The organism is Nocardia yamanashiensis (assembly GCF_021183565.1).
GTDB classification, from domain to species: Bacteria; Actinomycetota; Actinomycetes; order Mycobacteriales; family Mycobacteriaceae; genus Nocardia; species Nocardia yamanashiensis.
On the sequence record NZ_CP089226.1, the window covers coordinates 176,242 to 195,816 of the forward strand.

General features: G+C 67.4%; 21 protein-coding genes. 11 read left to right on the plus strand and 10 right to left on the minus strand.

The annotated features are described in order from the left end of the window. Window position 1 precedes the first annotated feature (1 nt). From LTV02_RS00820 to LTV02_RS00830, 3 genes are read right to left on the minus strand one after another with little or no spacing between them, the layout of a single operon-like run. On the minus strand, window positions 2–838 hold the full coding sequence (locus tag LTV02_RS00820) for a DUF559 domain-containing protein (protein WP_233037031.1): 837 nt from the start codon (window positions 836–838) through the stop codon (window positions 2–4). A gap of 50 nt (window positions 839–888) precedes the next feature. Then, a complete protein-coding gene (locus LTV02_RS00825; RefSeq protein WP_233037033.1) occupies window positions 889–1,845 on the minus strand; it encodes a carbohydrate kinase family protein in 957 nt (318 codons plus the stop codon). Continuing rightward, on the minus strand, window positions 1,842–2,513 hold the full coding sequence (locus tag LTV02_RS00830) for a class II aldolase/adducin family protein (RefSeq protein ID WP_233037035.1): 672 nt from the start codon (window positions 2,511–2,513) through the stop codon (window positions 1,842–1,844). Before LTV02_RS00830 ends, LTV02_RS00825 begins: the two co-directional genes overlap by 4 nt. 57 nt (window positions 2,514–2,570) lie before the next feature. Between LTV02_RS00830 and LTV02_RS00835 the strand changes: the two genes are divergently transcribed. Next, window positions 2,571–3,188 carry a TetR/AcrR family transcriptional regulator gene (locus LTV02_RS00835; protein ID WP_269821599.1) on the plus strand — a complete coding sequence of 206 codons (618 nt, stop codon included), beginning with the start codon at window positions 2,571–2,573 and terminating at the stop codon, window positions 3,186–3,188. Here the strand turns inward: LTV02_RS00835 and LTV02_RS00840 are convergent. Both LTV02_RS00840 and LTV02_RS00845 read right to left on the minus strand, forming a co-directional pair. Further along, complete coding sequence (locus tag LTV02_RS00840) at window positions 3,185–4,390, minus strand: lipase family protein (protein WP_233037037.1); 1,206 nt, start codon at window positions 4,388–4,390, stop codon at window positions 3,185–3,187. The genes LTV02_RS00835 and LTV02_RS00840 overlap by 4 nt on opposite strands. 101 nt (window positions 4,391–4,491) lie before the next feature. Then, the gene (locus LTV02_RS00845) at window positions 4,492–5,166 is read right to left on the minus strand and encodes a nitroreductase (RefSeq protein WP_233037039.1); all 675 of its coding nucleotides are present in this window, start codon (window positions 5,164–5,166) and stop codon (window positions 4,492–4,494) included. Window positions 5,167–5,249: 83 nt separating this feature from the next. Here LTV02_RS00845 and LTV02_RS00850 point away from each other — a divergent pair, with 83 nt between their 5' ends. Both LTV02_RS00850 and LTV02_RS00855 read left to right on the plus strand, forming a co-directional pair. Continuing rightward, window positions 5,250–5,708, plus strand: a complete 459-nt coding sequence (locus LTV02_RS00850) for a winged helix-turn-helix transcriptional regulator (RefSeq protein WP_233037041.1) — start codon at window positions 5,250–5,252, stop codon at window positions 5,706–5,708. Between the two features lie 40 nt (window positions 5,709–5,748). Continuing rightward, the gene (locus LTV02_RS00855; protein ID WP_233037043.1) at window positions 5,749–6,255 is read left to right on the plus strand and encodes a GNAT family N-acetyltransferase; all 507 of its coding nucleotides are present in this window, start codon (window positions 5,749–5,751) and stop codon (window positions 6,253–6,255) included. A 55-nt stretch (window positions 6,256–6,310) separates the two neighbouring features. Here LTV02_RS00855 and LTV02_RS00860 read toward each other — a convergent pair whose 3' ends face one another. Continuing rightward, window positions 6,311–7,387, minus strand: coding sequence for an MBL fold metallo-hydrolase (locus LTV02_RS00860; RefSeq protein ID WP_233037045.1), 1,077 nt, complete (start codon window positions 7,385–7,387; stop codon window positions 6,311–6,313). A 97-nt stretch (window positions 7,388–7,484) separates the two neighbouring features. Then, on the minus strand, window positions 7,485–8,135 hold the full coding sequence (locus LTV02_RS00865; protein WP_233037047.1) for a dihydrofolate reductase family protein: 651 nt from the start codon (window positions 8,133–8,135) through the stop codon (window positions 7,485–7,487). A 102-nt stretch (window positions 8,136–8,237) separates the two neighbouring features. Between LTV02_RS00865 and LTV02_RS00870 the strand changes: the two genes are divergently transcribed. The 3 genes from LTV02_RS00870 to LTV02_RS00880 all read left to right on the plus strand — a co-directional run bounded on the left by LTV02_RS00870 (window position 8,238) and on the right by LTV02_RS00880 (window position 11,253). Then, window positions 8,238–8,732, plus strand: coding sequence for a winged helix-turn-helix transcriptional regulator (locus LTV02_RS00870; RefSeq protein ID WP_233037049.1), 495 nt, complete (start codon window positions 8,238–8,240; stop codon window positions 8,730–8,732). A 162-nt stretch (window positions 8,733–8,894) separates the two neighbouring features. After that, window positions 8,895–10,955, plus strand: coding sequence for an ATP-binding protein (locus LTV02_RS00875; RefSeq protein WP_233037059.1), 2,061 nt, complete (start codon window positions 8,895–8,897; stop codon window positions 10,953–10,955). Window positions 10,956–11,034: 79 nt separating this feature from the next. Then, complete coding sequence (locus LTV02_RS00880; RefSeq protein ID WP_067711165.1) at window positions 11,035–11,253, plus strand: cold-shock protein; 219 nt, start codon at window positions 11,035–11,037, stop codon at window positions 11,251–11,253. Here the strand turns inward: LTV02_RS00880 and LTV02_RS00885 are convergent. Beyond that, window positions 11,234–12,034 (minus strand): nucleotidyltransferase domain-containing protein, encoded by an 801-nt coding sequence (locus LTV02_RS00885; RefSeq protein WP_233037061.1) that lies wholly within the window; start codon window positions 12,032–12,034, stop codon window positions 11,234–11,236. The genes LTV02_RS00880 and LTV02_RS00885 overlap by 20 nt on opposite strands. 658 nt (window positions 12,035–12,692) lie before the next feature. Here LTV02_RS00885 and LTV02_RS00890 point away from each other — a divergent pair. Genes LTV02_RS00890 through LTV02_RS00900 form a run of 3 tightly spaced genes read left to right on the plus strand, consistent with a single transcriptional unit; the run spans window position 12,693 to window position 15,029 of the window. Next, window positions 12,693–13,856: an FAD-binding oxidoreductase gene (locus LTV02_RS00890; RefSeq protein ID WP_233037063.1), complete on the plus strand. Its 1,164-nt coding sequence runs from the start codon at window positions 12,693–12,695 to the stop codon at window positions 13,854–13,856. Then, window positions 13,847–14,587, plus strand: a complete 741-nt coding sequence (locus LTV02_RS00895; protein ID WP_233037073.1) for a DivIVA domain-containing protein — start codon at window positions 13,847–13,849, stop codon at window positions 14,585–14,587. The genes LTV02_RS00890 and LTV02_RS00895 overlap by 10 nt, the downstream gene beginning before the upstream one ends. A gap of 37 nt (window positions 14,588–14,624) precedes the next feature. Continuing rightward, on the plus strand, window positions 14,625–15,029 hold the full coding sequence (locus tag LTV02_RS00900) for a globin domain-containing protein (RefSeq protein WP_233037075.1): 405 nt from the start codon (window positions 14,625–14,627) through the stop codon (window positions 15,027–15,029). 101 nt (window positions 15,030–15,130) lie between these two features. Here the strand turns inward: LTV02_RS00900 and LTV02_RS00905 are convergent, their stop codons facing one another. Beyond that, window positions 15,131–16,207, minus strand: coding sequence for an alkaline phosphatase family protein (locus LTV02_RS00905; protein ID WP_233037077.1), 1,077 nt, complete (start codon window positions 16,205–16,207; stop codon window positions 15,131–15,133). Between the two features lie 197 nt (window positions 16,208–16,404). Between LTV02_RS00905 and serA the strand changes: the two genes are divergently transcribed. Then, window positions 16,405–18,003 carry a phosphoglycerate dehydrogenase gene (gene serA, locus LTV02_RS00910; protein ID WP_233037079.1) on the plus strand — a complete coding sequence of 533 codons (1,599 nt, stop codon included), beginning with the start codon at window positions 16,405–16,407 and terminating at the stop codon, window positions 18,001–18,003. A 69-nt stretch (window positions 18,004–18,072) separates the two neighbouring features. Here serA and LTV02_RS00915 read toward each other — a convergent pair whose 3' ends face one another. Continuing rightward, on the minus strand, window positions 18,073–18,318 hold the full coding sequence (locus LTV02_RS00915; RefSeq protein ID WP_233037081.1) for a hypothetical protein: 246 nt from the start codon (window positions 18,316–18,318) through the stop codon (window positions 18,073–18,075). 132 nt (window positions 18,319–18,450) lie between these two features. On the opposite strand from LTV02_RS00915, the gene LTV02_RS00920 reads away from it, so the two are divergent. Further along, the gene (locus tag LTV02_RS00920) at window positions 18,451–19,458 is read left to right on the plus strand and encodes a 3-isopropylmalate dehydrogenase (protein ID WP_233037083.1); all 1,008 of its coding nucleotides are present in this window, start codon (window positions 18,451–18,453) and stop codon (window positions 19,456–19,458) included. Window positions 19,459–19,575: the final 117 nt, after the last annotated feature.

Genomic DNA, 19,575 nt, shown 5'->3' on the forward strand with positions numbered 1-19,575 from the left:
GCTACTTTGGGCGGCGGGTTCTTCGGCGAGTGCGAATGACGGCGGCTGCTTCGTCTGCGCAGGTGTTGAGGGAATGGAAGATGTCGGTGGCTGCGTAGCGGAGGATGAGCCAGCCGGCGATCAGCAGCGCGTTCTGGCGGTGGCGGTCTTGGCGGAAGACTGCGGGGGAGCTGTGGAAGGTGCGGCCGTCTATTTCGATGATGGTGCGGGAGCGTTCGTCGGCGAAATCGGCGTAGTAGCGGCCGATTTGGTGGTTGGGGAGTAGGTGGAGGTTGCGTTCGTGTAGGGCTCTGGCGAAGCGGCGCTCTGGTTCGGAGGCGTAGTTCAGGGCTGCTTCGCGCAGCTGTTTGGTGAGGGCGGGGGAGCCGCGCAGGCCGGAATTGCAGAGTTCGAGGAGGGAACTGCGGCGGACTGTGCGGCCGAGGTTCTCGTCGATCAAGGTGTCTGCTTGGGGTTTGGGGAGGGAGTGGACGCAGTCGAGGAGGGTTAGAGCGGGGGTGGTTATCGGGATTTCGGAGAGTTCGTCGACCCAGACCGGGTGCAGGTCTCGGCGGTTCAGGCGGAGCCAGGGCGGAGTGGTGCGACGGGTGGCTTTCGGGACGGTGGCTTCCAGGCGGGATGGTTCCGGCTGCATGCCGAGTAGCCATGCGGCGGTGCTGTGGGAGAAGACTGCGGTTGGTAGCCAAGCCATTACGGCATGGCATTTGGTGAAAGTGGTGGGCGGTTGCGTGGTGTAGATGCCTGGGAGTAGGCGGATGTAGGTGCCGCGGCGGCAGCGTTTCTCGATGGTGCTCGGCGGGATTCCGTCGGCGAGCAGTTGTGCGCGGGTGCGGATCACATGTCGAGGGTGGCAGAGCCGGCCAGGCAGGTGAGTGCGGCGACCTGGGGTTATGGGTGGGGTGTGGATACGTCTTCAGTTGTGGAATTCGATTGGGTCGCAATGAATTCGTCGATGGTGGTGAGGGTGTAGTCACCGTGGTCGGTGCCGAGGCCTTGGGCTACGAAGGCGGCGGTGGCGAGGCCGAGATGGACGGCGGCGGGGAGGTCGCGGCCCAGTGAGACGGCGCGGAGGAAACCGGCGGAGAAGGCGTCGCCGCAGCCGGTGGTGTCTACGACTTTCGTCGGGTAGGCGGGGAATTCTTGGATGTGGTTGGGGGAGGAGAGGAGGGCGCCGTGCGGGCCTCGGGTGATGGCTAGGACGCCGACGCCGGCGGAGTGGAGGATGTGGCAGGCGGCTACAAGATCGGTGGCACCGGTGAAGCCCAGGGCTTGGTCTTCGTTGGGGAGTAGGTAGTCGAGGTGGGGGAGGGCGGGGGCGATGGCATCCAAGGAGCCGAGGGAGCCCGGGGCGAGGAGGTCGGCGGAGGTTGTCAGGCCGGATGCTTTGGCTTGCTGGAGGATTCGGGCCGCGTTGGGGGCGCCCAGGAGTTCGGGGCCGCCGAGGTGGAGGTGGGTGGCGGTGGTGAAGGCGGACCAGTCGATGTCGGCGGGGGCGTAGAAGGGGTTGGCGCCGAGGAGGTGGAAGGTGGGGCGGTCGCCGTTGGGGTGGATGGGGAGGACGGTGGCGGAGGTGGGGATTTCGGGTTTGCGGACCACCAGGGCGGTGTCGATTCCGTAGCGGTGCAGGAGGTTCAGCAGCAGGTCGCCGGTGGGGTCGGTGCCGATGGCGCCGGCGGTGCGGACGGCGGCGCCGAGTTTGGACAGGACGACCGCGGTGCCCGCGGCGGTGCCGGCGGGGGACATGCGGATGGTTTCGACCAGGGCGGTTTCCTGGCCGCGGGGGAGTTCGGAGACGGGGTGGACGAGGATGTCGAGGACGTGGACGCCCATGGTGATCACGTTCATTGGTGGTCCTTGGTGAGCGGTTTGGGGGTGCCGTAGCCGGTGCGGAGGGCTATTTCGATTACGGCTTGTTGCTGGGACGGAGTCAGGGGGCGGGGCGTCCCCAGTACGGCGGCGTCGAGGTACAGAGCGCAAGCCCATTCGAGGAGGAGGGCGTTTTCCACGGCTTGGGCCAGAGTCGAGCCGAGGGTTACCGCGCCGTGGTTGGCGAGCAGGGTCGCTTGCTTGCCGGTGGACAGCGAATCCAATACGGCCCCAGCCAGTTCGGGAGTGCCGAAGGGGTGGAAAGGGACTACGGGGGTTTCGCCGCCCAGGGCGAGCTGCTGATAGTGCAGGACGGGCAGTTCGGGCAGCACGCACCCGATGGCGGTGGATTTGGGGGCATGTGTGTGGACGATCGCGCCGGTAGGAAGGGTGCGATAGATACCCAGGTGCAGTTGGAGTTCGGAGGTGGGGGCGTAGTCGCCGGAGATTACGGCGCCGTCGAGGTCTACCACGGTGACCTGGGCGGGGGTCAGGTCGGCGAGGGTGGCGCCGGTGGCGGTTACGGCTATCAGGTCGCCCAGGCGCAGGCTGACATTGCCGGCGGTGCCGATGAGCAGGCCGGCGGCGGACAGGCGGTGGCAGGCTTCGGCCACGCGTTGGCGGTCGGCGAGCGCGGGGGTGGGCATGCGGTTAATCTACGAAATCTGAATGTGATTCGCATTCTGATTGGGAAAGAGGGTGCGGTGGAGACGACGGTGCGGCGGGTGCCGCAGCAGGCGCGGAGCAAGGAGCGGGTGGCGCGGGTGCTGGCGGCCGCGGATCGGATCGTGGCCGGCGAGGGGGTCGAGGCCTTGCGGATGGTGCGGCTGGCGCAGGACGCGGGCGTGTCGGTGGGGTCGCTGTACCAGTACCTGCCGGACCGGGACGCGGTGCTGGATGCGCTGGCGGACGAGTATCTGGGGCGGATCGAGGGAACCCTGGACGAGTTGATAGCGGCTGCGGGGCAACAGCATTGGGATGATCCGGTGGAGGGGCTGGTGGAGGTGTTCGCCGAGGTGTATCGGCGGGAGCCGGGGTTCCGGGCGCTGTGGTTCGGGCGGCATGTGTCGGAGGCGATCCGGGTCGCGGACCGGGAGCACAAACGGCGCATGGCCGATGGATTGCGGCGAATCGTACTGGCGCAGAGGATGCTTCCGGATCGCGAATGGGTGGGGCGCGCTTGCCTGGCAGTGCATCTCATGGCGGATGCGCTGATGCAGGAGGCGTTCCGTATCGACCCGAACGGTGACCCGAAGATGTTGCGGGAGTTGAAGACCGCACTGCGCGGCTATCTCGCGGAGCTGGAGCGGCGCACGGATTAACGAGTGCAGCCGGCGGGTACCAATGTGCCGGTGATGATTTCGTCCACCCAGCGGCTCAGCGTCGGCACCATCATGGCGCCGACCGTGAAATGCTCACCGGGAAAGGTCTGCAGGCGCACCGACGCGCCGCCGCGGCACCAGTCGTCGTAGAGCGTTTCCACGGCCGTGAGCGGGATCCAGATTTCGCCCGTCCCGTGGTAGAGGAATATCGGCGCGCGGGGCGTGTGCACGCCGAGATGGTTGTCCGACACCACTTTTCGCCCGACTGGCGTCTCGAGCGGATCGGTGTCGGTAAACCGGTCGAGTGGCAGCGGCGCGGCCAGTCCGAGCGCCGCCTGTAAGACCACGCAGGCGTCGCGCAGCGCGTGCGCGAGCCGCCAGCCGTTGTCGTTGAGCAGGGTGAGCAGTTCGGGATACTCGCGGGCCAGGCCGAGCGTGGCGGCCAGGAAGACGCCGGTCGCGGCATTGCCGTCCATGGTCTTCAGCAGCAGGTCGTAATCGGCCGGGAGACCGCCGATCACGGCTCCGGCCAGCGGAAGCTCGGGGGCATAGGCGGGGGCGAGCTGAGCCGCCCAGCCGGTGGCGATCCCGCCGCCGGAATACCCGCTCAACACCACGGGACTGCGCGGGCTCAGGTCGGTCAATTGCAGGTGCAGGGCGGCGCGGACCGCGTCGAGCACCGCGTGACCACCCATGTGCCCGGCCGCGTACGCCTGCCGCGGACCCTGATGATCGGGCACGATCACCGCGTAGCCGCGGGACAGCAGCAGCTGGATCGACACCATGTCGCCTTGGAAGCCCCGCTTGAGCTGATACGAAGGCGCGCAGGTGTTTCCGAGCGACGACGTCGGGATGTTGTACGACACCAGCGGCCGGGTACCCGCACCGGCCCATGGGTCGCGCGGCACGTACAGCGTCGCGTTCACCGGTGTCGGCCGGCCGTGCGTATCGGTGGAGCGCACCAGCATCTCCACCGCGCGCACCGGCGTGAGGAACCAGCTCGCGACCGAGCGCACCGAGAGCGCCGCGCCCAGCGGTCGTTCCAGCCAGCCGCCGGGCGGCACATAGAACGGATCGTCCAAAGGCGTGGGCAGCACCGCCGCCAGTTCGTGCGGCGGATCCATCAGCTCGGAGATCGGGTCCGCGGTGCCGTGACCCGCCGGGAACAGCGCCGCGGCCGCGATCGCCAGCGACGCGCACAATCGGGCTACGGCCCGTCGGGCGTTCGTCCTGATGGCACGGATCGTCGCACAGTGATCGCCCGCTTCGAAACGTCAGCGCTTCGACGCGCCGAAGCGAATATTCACGCCCAGGTCACCACCTGATCGAGCTCCGCGCGCGTGGTGCGGAAGCTGTTCGAGGCATGGCCGGCGTCCGGGTAGCCGAACGAAATCCCCGCCACCACCTGGCGATGCGCCGGAATCTCGAAGTACTCGTGCAGGAACGGCGAATAGGTGGCCAGCGCGGCCTGCGGGGCGGTCGCGACCCCGAGGCTCTGCGCGCCCAGCAGGAACGAGGTCAGATACAGCCCGCAGTCGACCGCGCCGTACGCCCCGAGATCGGCCTCGGTCGTCAGGATCGCCACGTGCGGGGCGTCGAAAAGCTCGAAGTTGCGCAGCATTTGGCGCAGGCTGCCCGCGTGGTCGCCGCGCTGCACGCCGACCGCTTGGTACAGCGCGCCGCCGCATTCCCGGCGGCGATCGCGGTACACCCCGTGGTAGGCGGTGGGGAAGGGGATGTCGGTCTGCGCGGGAGTGCCCTCGATGTGGTCGAGCAGCGCTTTGCGGAAGCGGTCGGTGGCGGCCGGATCGGCGGTGACCACCAGCTGCCACGGCTGGGTGTTGCACCAGGACGGGGTGCGCTGCGCCAGCCGCAGAATCGATTCGATGGTGTCCCGGTCGACGGCGTCGGGGCGGAAGGCCCGGCAGGTGTAGCGCTCGTCGAGCAGGGATTGCAGCGCGGTGTAGCGATCGGACATGGCGAAGCCCCTCCTTGGTTGGTCTCATTTCGAGACCGGTTGCATTCGGTCTCATATTAGGACCAGATGGGTAGGATCGGAAGATGCGATATGAGGAGCTGGCCGACGAGCCGTGTTCGATCACGCGATCGCTGGTGGTGTTCGGCGACCGCTGGACGCTGCTCATCCTCAAGGCCGCCTTCTCCGGGGTTCGCCGGTTCAACGGGTTCCAGTCCTATCTCGGAATCTCCAAGGGGCGCTTGCAGGATCGGCTCGATCGGCTGGTCGAGCACGGGATCCTCGTGAAGCAGCGGCCGGAGACCGGTGCGCACGAGGAGTACCGGCTGACCGCCAAAGGCCATGACGTGTACCCGATCCTGATGGCGTTCCGGGACTGGGGCGATGCGCACATGGCGCCGGACGGGCCGCCCGTCTACTACCGGCATCGCGAGTGCACCGGCGAGGCGCACGTACACCTGGTGTGCGATGCCTGCGAGCAGGAGATCACCGCGCGGGACGTGACGCCGGAGGCCGGGCCGGGGATGAAACTCCCCACCGGATAACGAGGTGACCGAACCGGCCCGCGTTCGTATAGTCGGGCCGGTGTCCGACCTGATTATCCGCCCTGCCGCTGCCGACGACGAGAAGTTCCTGTGGGCGATGCTGTTCGAAGCCTCGCACTCCGCCGACCTGGGCCGCACCGACCCGGACGAACTGCGCGAGATCCCGGCGCTGGCCCGCTATGTCGAGAACTGGGGCGTACCAGGCGATTTCGGCGTCGTCGGCGGGGCGGACGGCGATGTGCAAGGGGCGGCGTGGGCGCGACTGTTCACCGCCGACAACCCGGCTTACGGATTCGTGGACGAGCACACGCCTGAACTCGCCATCGCGGTTGCACCCGGCCTGCGCGGCACCGGATTGGGCACAGCGCTGCTCCAGCGCCTGATCGAGTTGACGCGCGAATGGCACGATGCACTGAGTCTGAGTGTGCGCCTGAATAATCCGGCTCGCGCGCTCTACCAGCGCCTCGGCTTCGAAGACCTGCCCGGCAGCGATATCGTCAATGCGGCGGGCAGCACCAGCGTCACCATGGTCCTGCGTTTCCGCTGAGACGCTATCGGGATTCCGGGCGCCCGGGCGGCGGCCCGTGCCCGGACCGCCCGCGTCACCTTTCGAGATCGAAGGCGAGCCGCCCGGAGGCGAGATAGTCGTTGGGGTCCAGCAGCATTCGGACCTCGGGCCGCTCGGTGTCCGGAATGCGCGCGAGTTCGTCGTGGAACGGCGTCCGCAGCGCCTCGCCACGCGCGGTGAAGAGCGGGAACCAATTGTCGTGATGGTTGGGCACGAACACCTTGGGTCGCAGCGCCTCGATATAGGTTCGTGGGTCTCGCAACCCGTTGCGGTACTGGTTGAAACCCTGGATCGCACCGATGTGCACATCCGAACTCGGCAGCGAGCGCAGCACATCCAGCACCTGCGGCGCCTTGTCCACCAGCGGCCCGGACGAGTCGTGCCAGGTGAGAGTGAAGCTCTCCGTGCGGAATTGGTACAGCAGCACCCCGCCCTCGGGTGCGGAGATATTGCGCGCCAGATGCCCGGCGTCGGCGAGAGTCGGTGGGTGCGTGCGGATATCGCACAAGCACGGCGTCGGCATGACGCGGGGTGAGGCATCCGGTCCGGTCTCGCGCGGGGTCGGCGCGGAGTGGATATGCCGGACGGCCGTCACCGACAGTCCGGGCGCGAGCTCGAAATCGTAGCGATCACCGGGCGAAGAAGCCGCGGAACCCAGTTCCTCGCAGTCGAATTCGGCATCCCGCACCTGCCCGCGCACCGTGGCGCAATGTTCCGCGGTCCCGTGCACCACCGCGCCACTGGCCTGCGCGATCGGCCCGGCATCCGCCGCGTGATCGAAATGCCCGTGCCCGATGAAGATGGCCGCCGGCCGTAGCGCCGCCACCTCGGCCGGCGTGGTCGGCACATACCCGGACGTCACTCCGCGCGGCACCCAGGCATCGCACAGGAATACGGTCCCACCCATGGCGATCGCGAACGATGCGCACCCGAACCAGGCCACCAGCACCTGATCCGCCCGCACCGCACCGGTTTCCGGATCCACCGCGGTATCCCCGAAGAACCGCCGCCGCGCCGCGACCGTCTCCGCGAGCGTGGGCGCAGCGATCGGTGGTGTTGCGAACCACCCGCTCGGATCCACCACACCGCGTAATCCGGAAATGCTGACCACCCCTGCACCCCTCACCTCGATCGGAGGCGGACGAATCCGCCGACCGAATTCTGCACCGGCGACCCGCGCATGTCACTGTTCACCCCCGAGGCGTCTATCAGCGCGCCACGCGCTCGAGGGTGATGTGGGTGACCGCCGCCGAGCTCTCCAGCTTGGTGCACTCGTATCCGGGCAGCGTCCCGAGGTCTTCGAAGATCCGTTCGCCCGCCCCCAGCAGTATCGGAACCTGCGCCAGATGCAGCGAATCCACCAGTCCGGCCTTCAGGAACTGCCGGATGGCCGACGCACCGCCGCCCAGCGCCACGTCCTTGCCGTCGGCGGCCTCGTAGGCCCGCTTCAGCACGGCTTCGGGAGTGTCGTTCACGAAGTGGAAGACGGTGCCGCCCTCCATCTCCACCGACGGCCGCGGATAGTGGGTCAGCACGAACGTGTCGTTGTGATACGGCGGGTTCGGCCCCCACCAGCCGTTCCACGAGTAGTCCGGCCATTCGCCGCGAACGGGCCCGAACATATTGCGCCCCATGATGGTCGCGCCGATGCCGACTCCGAACCGGGTGGCGTACTCGTTGTCCAGCCCGCCCGCGCCGGTCTTCTCCTCGCCCATCATGGCGCGCCCGTGGTCGGTGGCGAAGACCCAGTGGTGCAACGCTTCACCCCCGATGCCGAGGGGATTGTCCTGGCTCTGGTCCGGCCCGGCGACGTAGCCGTCCAAGGAGATCGACAGGTTCTGTACGCGAAGTTTCGGCATGATGCGCTCCCTAACTGGTTGCGATTTGCAATCGGTAGCTATGATAGGAGCAAGCGGTTGTGATTTGCAATCGGTTGCGCGCAATTGGTATGGGAGGCACGGATGGAGCCCAGGTCGGGATGTCCGATCAACGCGACCATCGAGGTGATCGGCGACAAGTGGACGCTGCTGGTGCTGCGCGATGTCATGTTCGGCAACCGCCGCCACTTCCGCGAACTCCTCGCCGGATCGGAGGAGGGCATCGCCTCCAACATCCTCTCCGATCGCCTCAAGCGCCTCGTCGCCGCCGGCCTGCTCAGCCGCGACGAGGCGCGCCCGGGGCAGAAGGCCGAGTACCGGCTCACCGAGCCCGCCATCCAGCTGGTGCCGGTGATGGCGGCGCTGGGCTCCTGGGGGCTCCGTCATCGCCCCACCACCGAGCGTTTACGGGTGCGCGCCGAACTGCTGGAGCAGGGCGGTCCCGAACTCTGGGCCGACTTCATGGACGAGCTGCGCGAATCCCATTTGGGCGCAACGCTTCCCGAGACCGGCCGCCCGCGCGCCACCGCCCGGCTGGCCGCCGCCTACCAGGCCGTGATCGCGAAAGGCGCCCGGTAGCCGAGACCTTGCGGTTGCATGCGGCAATCCGGCGGTGAATTACGGGATTGCACCGTTATCAAGTGGTCGGCAAACGTTAAGCCCCTTGTTAGAACAAGAGCGTTGCATCGATTTCAGTGGTAGCTGAACGAAGGCTGCCGAGAGGGCAATTGGGGGCCCACCATGTACAAAGAGGTGCATGCGGCCGCGCACGAGTTCGAAGACCATCGATACACGATGCGCATCAGCCGCCTCGCCATCGACAAGCTGGGTATCCGGCTCTACGACCGGGTTTCGGCCGTGCTCGCCGAACTCATCGCGAATTCCTACGATGCCGACGCCACCGAGGTCGACGTGACGCTGCCGTGGGGCGTCACCCTCACCGGCAATGTGCGGGCCGCGGACGAACCGCCGTACGAGATAGTGGTTTCCGACAACGGCCACGGCATGACCGCCGACGAGGTGAACCGGAACTACCTCATGGTGGGCTCCGATCGGCGGGTGCGCACCGGCTCGGATCTGTCCCGCGAACGGCGGCGACCGGTGATGGGGCGCAAGGGAATCGGGAAACTCGCCGCCTTCGGCATCTGCCGCACCATCGAGGTGATCTCGGCGGGCAGCCGCCACGACGACCACACCCCGGCGGGCTGGCCGGTCGCGCATCTGGTGCTCGATCTCGACGATATGCTCTCCGACACCGAACGCGACTACTACCCGAAACCCGGTGCGCTGGACGGTACTTTCGCACCCGAGCGCGGCACCACCGTCATCCTGCGCAATTTCTCGCGCAAGCGGGTCAACTCCGGTTCCGAGCTGAGCCGGCAGCTGGCGGCGCGCTTCGGCATCGAGCGCTCGGACTGGCGGGTGCAGGTGCACAACAGCATCGGCGACGAGGAGTTCACGCTCTGCGATCTGCCCATCGACGTGATGGAGGAGACGCGGGTCGACGTCTCCCGGGTGCCGGTGCGCCTGGGCAATCAGTTTCTGCCGGTGAGCGGTTGGATCGCCTACTCGAAACAGCCCTACCGCGACGAGGCGATGGCCGGGGTGCGGATCTACGCCCGCGGCAAGATCGTCGCGCAGACCCGGGACTTCGGCATCCGGTCGGGCTTCACCGGCGAGTTCAAACTGCGCTCCTACCTGGTCGGCGCGGTGCACGTGGACTGGCTCGACGACGAGGAGGACCTGGTCCGCTCCGACCGCCAGGACATCATGTGGGGGTCGCCGCGCGGGGAGGCGCTGGCACTGTGGGGCCGGGCGCTGATCAAGGAGATCGGCCGGCTCGGGGAGAAATCCATTCGCCGCCGGGTCTGGGAGGAGTTCGTGGAACGCTCCCGGCTGCACGCGACCCTGGAGGCGATCGCGCCGGGAGACAGGATGTTCCGCGATTCGGTGGTGGACGCCGCGCGAATCCTGGTGGCCAACAAGGACCGTGCCGCGCTCGACGATCCCGCGCACATCGAGAACATGCTGCGCCTCGCGCTCTCACTGGGCCCGCAGCGCAGCCTGCTGGAAACGCTCAAGGAGATCGCCGAGGACGAAGCCGATCCCGAATTGGACGTCGTGGTAGCGCTTTTCGAGCGCGCCCGGGTCGCCGAGATCTACTCCCTGGGCCAGATCGCCAGCGAACGCGTGGCCGTGGTGGACCGGTTGCGGGCTCTCATCGACGACCGCCGCTCGCTGGAGCGCCCCTTCCAGGAACTCATCGAGAGCGCGCCGTGGCTGCTCGCCCCGGAGTGGACGCCGCTGGGCATGAACGAATCGCTCAAACGGGTGCGCGCCAGCTTCGAACGCTGGTACGCGCAGAAATTCGGTGTGTCCCTGCGGACTTCGGCCATCGGCAGCGAGAAGCGGGAACCGGATTTCGTGCTGCTGCACGATTCCGGCGAACTGTGGATCGTCGAGATCAAGCGCATGGACTATCACCTGACCGACAACGAGTACAACCGCGCCGTCAACTATCTCTACGAGCTGGATCGCTTCCTGGAGGAGAACCCGCGCATCGGCGCGCAGTTCCCGCGCCGGCGGCTCACCTTCATCGTCGATCACATCGACCGGCTCGGCCCGGCCTCGCTGTCCTCGCTCTTCAGCGATCAGCGGGTGGACCGCCGCACCTGGCGCGAACTGCTCGACGCCACGCTGCGGGCACACCGCGATTTCCTCGAACGTGTTTACGCCATGCGCGGTTCCGGCGAAGAATCTCACAGCGACGAAGACCGTCGCGGTGATGCGCGGGCCGGGTGACCGCGACCGCGGATCACGCCCATGACACCATGGACCGGGGTCCGCGGGGGTCGTCCAGACGTTCGAAAAGGTTCGGTGAATGGTTCACGGCACGGTGAAGTGGTTCGACAGCGAGAAGGGCTTCGGTTTCCTGAGCCCCGACGGCGGCGGTCCCGACGTGTTCGTGGAGTACACCGCCGTCGAAGGCGAGGGCTTCCGGTCCCTCGCGGAAGGTCAGCGCGTGGAATTCGAGGTGCGCCGCACCAAGCCGGGGCCCGAGGCCGTGAGCGTGCGCGTCATCACAGCAGGCGGCTTCTGAAGAAGGCCGTCGCCAGCGCCTTGGCGCGCTCGCGCTGCTCCGGCGAGTCCTTCGTGAATTCGTCTGCGGCTCGTTCGAATTCGGCGCCGATGAAATTCGCGATGGGTTCCGGAACGCTGCCGGCGCCCATTTCGCGGGTGCGTGATTTCAGCGCGGTCAATTCCGCGACGGCCGTGGTCAGCTCGGCCGGAAGTTCGCATTCCGCCAGCAGGGTCGGCAAATGCATGGGCGCCACGGATTTGTCCGGATGCTCGTGCAGCCAGCGCAATGCCATCGCCGGGCGCAGCGAATAGAAAACCTTCTTCAGCGATCGATTCGAATCGAACAGCTGCCATTGCCGCCGGCCCAGATGCAGATAGTGCCGGGCCACCCGGTTGCGATCCGCCACGGTGTCGGCGAGTTCCCGCAGTTCCGTGCGGAATTCGGCGTCACCGCGATAGACGATCGGCGACATCAGCCATTCGATCAGCACCGCATTGCCGCTGACGAGCAGCCGCAGCGCCTTCATCAGATCCCAGCCGTTCACATCCAGCAGACCGATCAGCGGCGTCTCGATGACATCACGGCCCGGCCAGGGCGTCACGTAGTCCTGGATCGGGCGCAGGTAGACGAACCGGCAGTCGTAGTCGGAATCGGGCGACGGGAACCCCCACGCCCGGCTGCCGCTCTCGATGGCGAGCAGAACGGAGACCTGGTCGTCGCGCTCGATCCGGTCCAGTTCGCCGTCGATCGTGGCGACCACCGCGGGGTCCATCTCGGAGGGAATCGAGCGCAGGGTCATGGGGCTCGAGGCTAGCCCGGCGGCCGGCTCCGGTCCACGTCAATAGGGCCCGCTGCCCCCGGAATTGGGGGCGTGATTTGCCCGTTATAGACCGGTTATTGGCGAAACTATGGACTCGGTCACATGTCCAGTAGTGTATGACGCCCATCACAACGCGCTAATGCCGGTAACGGGCCGAGAAATGCTGCCGATAGGCTCGGTGTCATCGAGTTCAATTGGTTCTTATGAGAGGCATCAAATGATCCCCGTTATCCTGGACACCCTTGCTGCTGCGTTCAACGGCACCATCAACACCGGTTCCGCCGCGCTGCACGGCCTGGTCGACACCCTGTGGACCGGCTCCTTCGGCAAGTGAACTTGCTGACCGTCTAAATATTTAGACTTCGAAAGCCCGGCCTTGGGCTCCGCAGCTCCGAGGCCGGGCTTTCGGCTATCCGTGATGGGCTCGTGATAGGCGCTCGGCATGACTCGAAATCCGCCTCGCGAGTACATGATTCGCTGATTGTTAGCCGGAAGTGGTCGGCGTACTTTCGTTTCGACAGCGTCCACCAGATGCCCTATGTTGACCGTTATTCGGACGGTCGTCCAGGGATTCGGCGCTGCTGCTCAGGCGGCCGCGACGTGCCCGAGGGGAGTGTGGAGAGTTGTTGAGAGTGGGATGAACGTCGAGGCATTGCAGTCCAGCTGGCGTCAGGTCGAACGCGTCGGCGACGAAGCCGTCCAGTACTTCTACGCGCACCTGTTCCTGGCCCACCCCGAGGTCCGGGAGATGTTCCCGATCCGGATGACCGGGCAGCGCGCCAAATTCTTCGCCGCGCTCGGCCGCATCGTCAGCAATGTGCACACCCTGGCGCAGGACAGCGAATTCGTCGCTCAGCTGGGCCGCGACCACCGGCGCTTCGGCGCGGTGCAGGCGCACTACCCGGCCGCCGGCGGCTCGCTGCTGGCCACCCTCGCGCACTTCCTCGGCCGGCACTGGACCGACGAACTCGCCCAGACCTGGACCGACGCGTACTTCGCGGTCGCCGACATCATGATCGCCGCCGCCGATCGGGCCGCCGCGGACACCCCGGCCTGGTGGGACGCCGAGATCGTGGCCACCGAGAAGCGCAGCATCGACGTCACCGTGCACACCGTGCGGCCGGTGCAGCCCTACGGCTACGAGGCCGGGCAATCGCTCGCGGTCGAGATCCCGCAGCGGCCGCGGCTGTGGCGGTACTACTCGCCCGCCAACGCGCCGCGCCCGGACGGCACCTTCGACCTGCACGTCCAGGTCGTGGACGGCGGCGAGGTCAGCGCGACCTTCGCCCGTCAGGTGCGGCCCGGGGATCGGATTCGCCTGGGCGCGCCCGTCGGCACCGCTTTCGTGATCCCGTCCGACGCGGTCGACAACCTGCTGCTCATCGCCGGCGGCTCCGGGCTCGCGCCCTTGCGCGCGCTGGTCGACCGGATCGAACGCGAGTCCCGGCGGGGCGCGGTGCCGCGCGTGCAATTACTGCACGGGGTGCGCACCTCCTGGAACCTCTACGACCACGAGGCGCTGACCGCGCTCACCGAAAACCCCTGGTTCGCCTATACCCCGGTGGTTTCCGAGGATCCGGGCTTCCACGGCGTGCAGGGCACCGTCGGCGCGGTCGCCGCCCGCGGTCGCGAACTGAGCGGGACCACCGCGCTGGTGTGCGGTTCCCCGGCCATGGTCGCGGCCACCGTCTCCGCGCTGACCGGGGCCGGAATGCCCAGGCACGCCATCAGATTCGAGACGTTCGGCCAGGCTCCGGCCGCCGAACCGCGCACCGCCGACAAGGTTGACCAATGGACGTGACACCCGACGACATCCGAAACGCACGGTTCAAGGGCTCGCGACTGGGCCGGCGCGGTTACGACGCCGAGGACGTCGAGCTCTACCTGGACAAGGTGAGCGCCGCCATGGCCCGGGTCGCGCGGGAGAACCGGCAGCTCACGCTGACCAGCAATTCCGCCGAGCTGTCACGGTTGCAGCGGGAGAACATGCAGCTGGCCGCCAAGAGCGAGGCCCTGCAGATGCAGATGCAGACCATGGCGTCGGCCGGTGAGGTCGCCGAACTGCAACAGCAGCTGGCCAACGCGCACTGGGAGATCGCCCGGCTGCAAGGCGAATTGGAGAAGGACGAGCTGGGGATCAGCGATCGCGCCGTCGCGGTGCTCAATCGCGCGCAGCTGTCCGCCGACGCCATTATCGAACAAGCCGAACAACATGCCCGCGACCTGATGGCGGTCGCGCGTGGGCAGCAGCGCGAAATGCTGCAGCAGGCACGGGAATCCGCGGGGGCCAACCGGTTCGGCGGATACCTCGACCCGGAGACCGAGGACCAGCGCTACGAGCAGCTGCGCGCCTACTCCGACCTGCTGCGCAGCCAATTGCAGGCGATGATCCAGACCCTCGCGGTCGAGGTCGACAAGCTGGCGCTGCTCCCGCTCCCGGGCACCACGGCCACCGCCGGTGTGCTGCCCGGTGATTCGGCCCGGCCCGCCGGGCTGACGGTCGACGGGTCCGGATACCCGTCACCGAATTGATTCGTCCACGCATGGAACGGAAGTGGGGGACAGCCTCATGAATATCGAAGCGTTGCAATCCAGTTGGCAGAACGTCGAAGCCGTCGGGCCGGAAGCGGTGGAGTACTTCTACAACCACCTGTTCGAGGCGCACCCCGAGGTCCGGGGCATGTTCGCCGATGACCTGACCGAGCAGCGGGCGCGGTTCCTGGCCGGGCTGGGCCGGATTCTCACCAATGTGCAGACCCTGGGCGAGGATCCGTCGTTCGTGCAGCAGCTGGGCCGCCACCACGCGCAGCTCGGCGTGGTGGCCGACCACTACCCGGTTGCCGGTGCTTCGCTGCTGGCCACGCTGGAGCATTTCCACGGGGACGCTTGGACCGAGGAACTGGCGCAGACCTGGGCCGCGGCCTACGGCGCGGTGGCCGATCTGATGATCGCCGCCAAGGAGCCGGTCGCCTGATCGGGTAGTTCAGCGCGCACGGAAAAGCCGGTCCCGGGTTATGCCCGAGACCGGCTTTGCTGTGTTGGAGACCACTTTTCGCAGGCGGGAGCTACTACCGGCTACTTGCCGAAGGAGCCGCCGCCGGAGCCGCTGGCCACCAGGCAGAGCGGGTTGTTCACCATCAGCATTTGCGCCGAACCGGAGGTCGAACCGGTGATCCCCGAGTCGATGGCGGGGGTGTTCGGCGGCGTTGCGGAAGAATTGCCGGAACCGCCCAGGCGCATCGAGCGGCCGTCGGCGTTCGGATCGGCCGGGGCGCCCAGCAGGTCCAGCACGGTCGGGGTGATATCGGCGAGGGTGTAGGCGTTGTCCTTGGCGCCGGCGGCGAAATCCGCCCCGCGCGCGATCACGAAGCTGGCTGTCTCATAGGCGCTCTGGCCGCCGTGGCCGCCTTCGGGCTTGTGCCCGTGATCGGTGGTGACCAGGATCGTCCAGCGTTCGTTCGAATGCGCGGCGGCCCGCTCGTCCACCGCCTTGGTGATCTTGCCGACCAACCCGTCCACCCGGTTGATGGCGTCCCGGTACGCCTGCGGCCACATACCGCGCAGGGTGTGACCGGTGATGTCCACCTGATCCAGATGCGTGAAGGTGAAATCGGTGCCGTCGCCGATCGCGGAGACGACCTGCCCCGCGGCATTCGAATCCGCCGTGGTCTCACAGACTCCCGCGCCGGTGGGATCGATCTGGGTGACGGTTACCTTGTCCGCCTTGGGATTTCCGGTCCGGGCGATCATGCCGATCTTGTCCCAGGTGCCCAGGGAGGCGGTGGACAGGCTCGGCTGCGCGCGCTCCAGCTGGGTGAAGACGGTCGGATAGCTGGCGAAAGGCGCTGCGGTGCAGGTGGAGTCGTTGTCCTGGATGCCGTGCTTGGTGTCCCACACCCCGGTCAGCGCGGTGGCCCAGGAGACGCACGACATGGTGGTGTGCCCGGCGATGGAGGTCCGGGCCAGGGTGCCCTGGGCGGCCAGCAGGCCGAGGTTCGGGGCGTTGGCGGCCTCGACCTCGCTCCAGAGCGTGCCGTCGATGCCGATCACCACGACCTTGTTCACGGTGGGCGCGGCCTGGGCGGGAGCGGCGGCGGTCAGCGGGAGGGCGGCCAGCGCGGCGGCGGCGACCATGCGGTGAGTCCGGGACATGCGCGGGAACTTAACCATGATCGAGTCACTTTCGCAGGGCAATCGGTCAAATGACCAGAAGTGGTTCCGGTGTCGGAGAAAACCCGCACGTCACGGGATTGATGGCATCCGCCTACCAGGCGGTAAGCCAGGCGGAATTCACGCCCACTAAGCTTGCGCCCGTAAATCCCGGATCTCTTCCTCAGGAGTACCCCACAGTGAGCCAAGCAGGCCGTCCTGTTGTTCTGATCGCCGACAAGCTCGCCCAGTCGACCGTCGACGCGCTCGGCGACGGCGTCGAGGTGCGCTGGGTCGATGGACCCAACCGCCCCGAGCTGCTGGCCGCCGTGCCCGAGGCCGACGCGCTGCTGGTCCGTTCCGCGACCACCGTCGACGCCGAGGTCCTGGAAGCCGGAAAGAACCTGAAGATCGTCGCCCGCGCCGGCGTCGGCCTCGACAATGTCGACGTGCCCGCCGCGACCGAGCGTGGCGTCATGGTCGTGAACGCGCCGACCTCCAATATCCACACCGCCGCCGAGCACGCCGTCACCCTGCTGCTGGCCGCCGCCCGCCAGATCCCGGCCGCCGACGCCACCCTGCGCGAGAAGACCTGGCAGCGCAGCAAGTTCAACGGTGTCGAGATCTTCGGCAAGACCGTCGGCGTCATCGGCCTGGGCCGCATCGGCCAGCTGTTCGCGCAGCGTCTCGCCGCCTTCGAGACCAAGATCATCGCGTACGACCCCTACACCTCCCCGGCCCGCGCCGCGCAGCTCGGCATCGAGCTGGTCTCCCTGGACGAGGTGCTCGAGCGCGCCGACTTCATCTCCATTCACCTGCCCAAGACTCCTGAGACCAAGGGCATGCTGAACTCCGAGACCCTGGCCAAGACCAAGAAGGGCGTCATCATCGTGAACGCCGCCCGCGGTGGGCTGATCGACGAGCAGGCGCTCGCCGACGCCATCACCTCGGGTCACGTGCGCGGCGCCGGCATCGACGTGTTCGAGACCGAACCCTCCACCGACAGCCCGCTTTTCGACCTGCCGCAGGTCGTCGTCACCCCGCACCTCGGCGCTTCCACCGCCGAGGCCCAGGACCGCGCGGGCACCGATGTCGCCAAGTCGGTGCAGCTCGCCCTCGCCGGTGAGTTCGTGCCCGGCGCGGTGAACGTGACCGGTGGTTCGGTCAACGAGACCGTCGCCCCGTGGCTGGACATCGTCCGCAAGCAGGGCGCGCTGCTGGGCGCGCTCGCCAGCGAGCTCCCGGTCTCCCTCGAGGTCCAGGTGCGCGGCGAGCTGTCCTCGGAAGACGTTGCGGTGCTGGAGCTCTCGGCGCTGCGCGGCGTCTTCTCCGCCCTCATCGAGGACTCGGTCACCTTCGTCAACGCTCCGTCGCTGGCCAAGGACCGCGGCCTGGAGGCCACCGTCACCACCGTGACCGAGAGCCCCTCGCACCGCAGCCTGGTCGACCTGCGCGCCGTGTTCGGCGACGGCCGCACCCTGAACGTGGCCGGCACCCTGACCGAGCCCTCGCAGGTCGAGAAGATCGTCAACATCAACGGCCGCAACTACGACATGCGCGCCGAGGGCCTGAACCTGGCCGTCCTCAACTACGAGGACAAGCCGGGCCAGCTCGGTCGCCTGGCCACCAAGCTCGGCGACGCCGGCATCGACATCCTCGCCGCCCAGCTGACCCAGGACCTGGAGGCCGAAGGCGCCACCGTCATCCTGCGCGTCAACAAGGAGGTCCCGGCCGAGGTCCAGGCCGCGATCGCCGAGGCCGTCGGCGCCGCCAAGGTCGCCCAGGTCAACCTGGACTAGTAGCGCTCACGCGAACTGCCCCTTCCGTGGAAACGGAAGGGGCAGTTCGCGTTCAGGGGCGTCCGGGTTTCAGGAATGCAGGGCCCGGCGCTCCCGGGCCTCGATGGCGTCCTTGGCCTCGACCAGGCTCGCCGCCCGATCCAGCTCGCGATAGGCCTTGATGGCCTGGATCTTCTTCCCCCGCCGGATGAGTTCGTCGATCTCGGCGTAATCCCACGACGCGCTCGGGTCCGGGATGCCCAGATGTTCGATGATCAGATCGAGCTTGCGTTCGAGCCGGTCCATCTTGCGCTCGAGTTTGTAGTTGTCGAACATGCCACGAACCTACCGGCGGCCCCGCAATCCCACTGGCTGGGAGTGGTTCGCCCTGGTGAAAGGGGTGATCGGGGTACCGGCTAGGGTGGCCTTTGTTCAGCCGGGCGTTAATTCCGAATGGAGCATTGATTCATGAAACTCGCTGTCATCCCGGGCGACGGTATCGGTCCCGAGGTCATCGCCGAAGCCCTCAAGGTGCTCGACGTGGTGGTGCCCGGTGTCGAGAAGACCGAGTACGACCTGGGGGCCAAGCGGTTCCATGCGACCGGTGAGATCCTGCCGGAGAACGTGATCCCGGAACTGAAGGAGCACGACGCGATCCTGCTGGGCGCGATCGGTGATCCGTCGGTGCAGTCGGGTGTGCTGGAGCGGGGGCTGCTGCTGCGCACCCGGTTCGAACTCGATCACCACGTGAACCTGCGGCCGTCCAAGCTGTTCCCGGGTGTCTCCAGCCCCCTCGCCGCCAACCCGGACATCGATTTCGTGGTCGTGCGTGAGGGCACCGAAGGCCCGTACACCGGTACCGGTGGCGCGATCCGCGTGAACACCCCGCACGAGGTCGCCACCGAGGTCTCCACCAACACCCGGTTCGGTGTGGAGCGCGTGGTGCGCTACGCGTTCGAGACCGCGCGCAAGCGCCGCAAGCACCTGACGCTGGTGCACAAGAACAATGTGCTCGCCTTCGCCGGTTCGCTGTGGTCGCGCACCGTCGCCGAGGTCGCCACCGAATACCCCGACATCGAAACCGCTTACCAGCACATCGATGCCGCCACCATCCACATGGTGACCGATCCGGGCCGCTTCGATGTGATCGTGACCGACAACCTGTTCGGCGACATCATCACCGACCTGGCCGCCGCCGTCTCCGGTGGTATCGGCCTGGCGGCGTCGGGCAATATCGATGCCTCGGGCACCAACCCGTCGATGTTCGAGCCGGTGCACGGTTCGGCTCCCGATATCGCGGGCCAGTCCAAGGCCGACCCGACCGCCGCCATCCTCTCGGTCGCGCTGCTGCTGAACCACCTCGGCAAGCCCGAGGAAGCCGCCCGCATCGAGGCCGCCATCGCCAAGGACCTGGCCTCCCGCACCGGCGCCGCCTCCACCGTCGAGATCGGCAACCGGATCGCCGCCGCGATCTAGTTCGACACGCTCAAGAACCCCTGGGTCCGAACGCAATTCGGGCCCAGGGGTTCGTTGTTTTGCCAAACATGATGGGGCCGTGAGCAATATCGCATTCATGCATTCGGATGCGAAAAC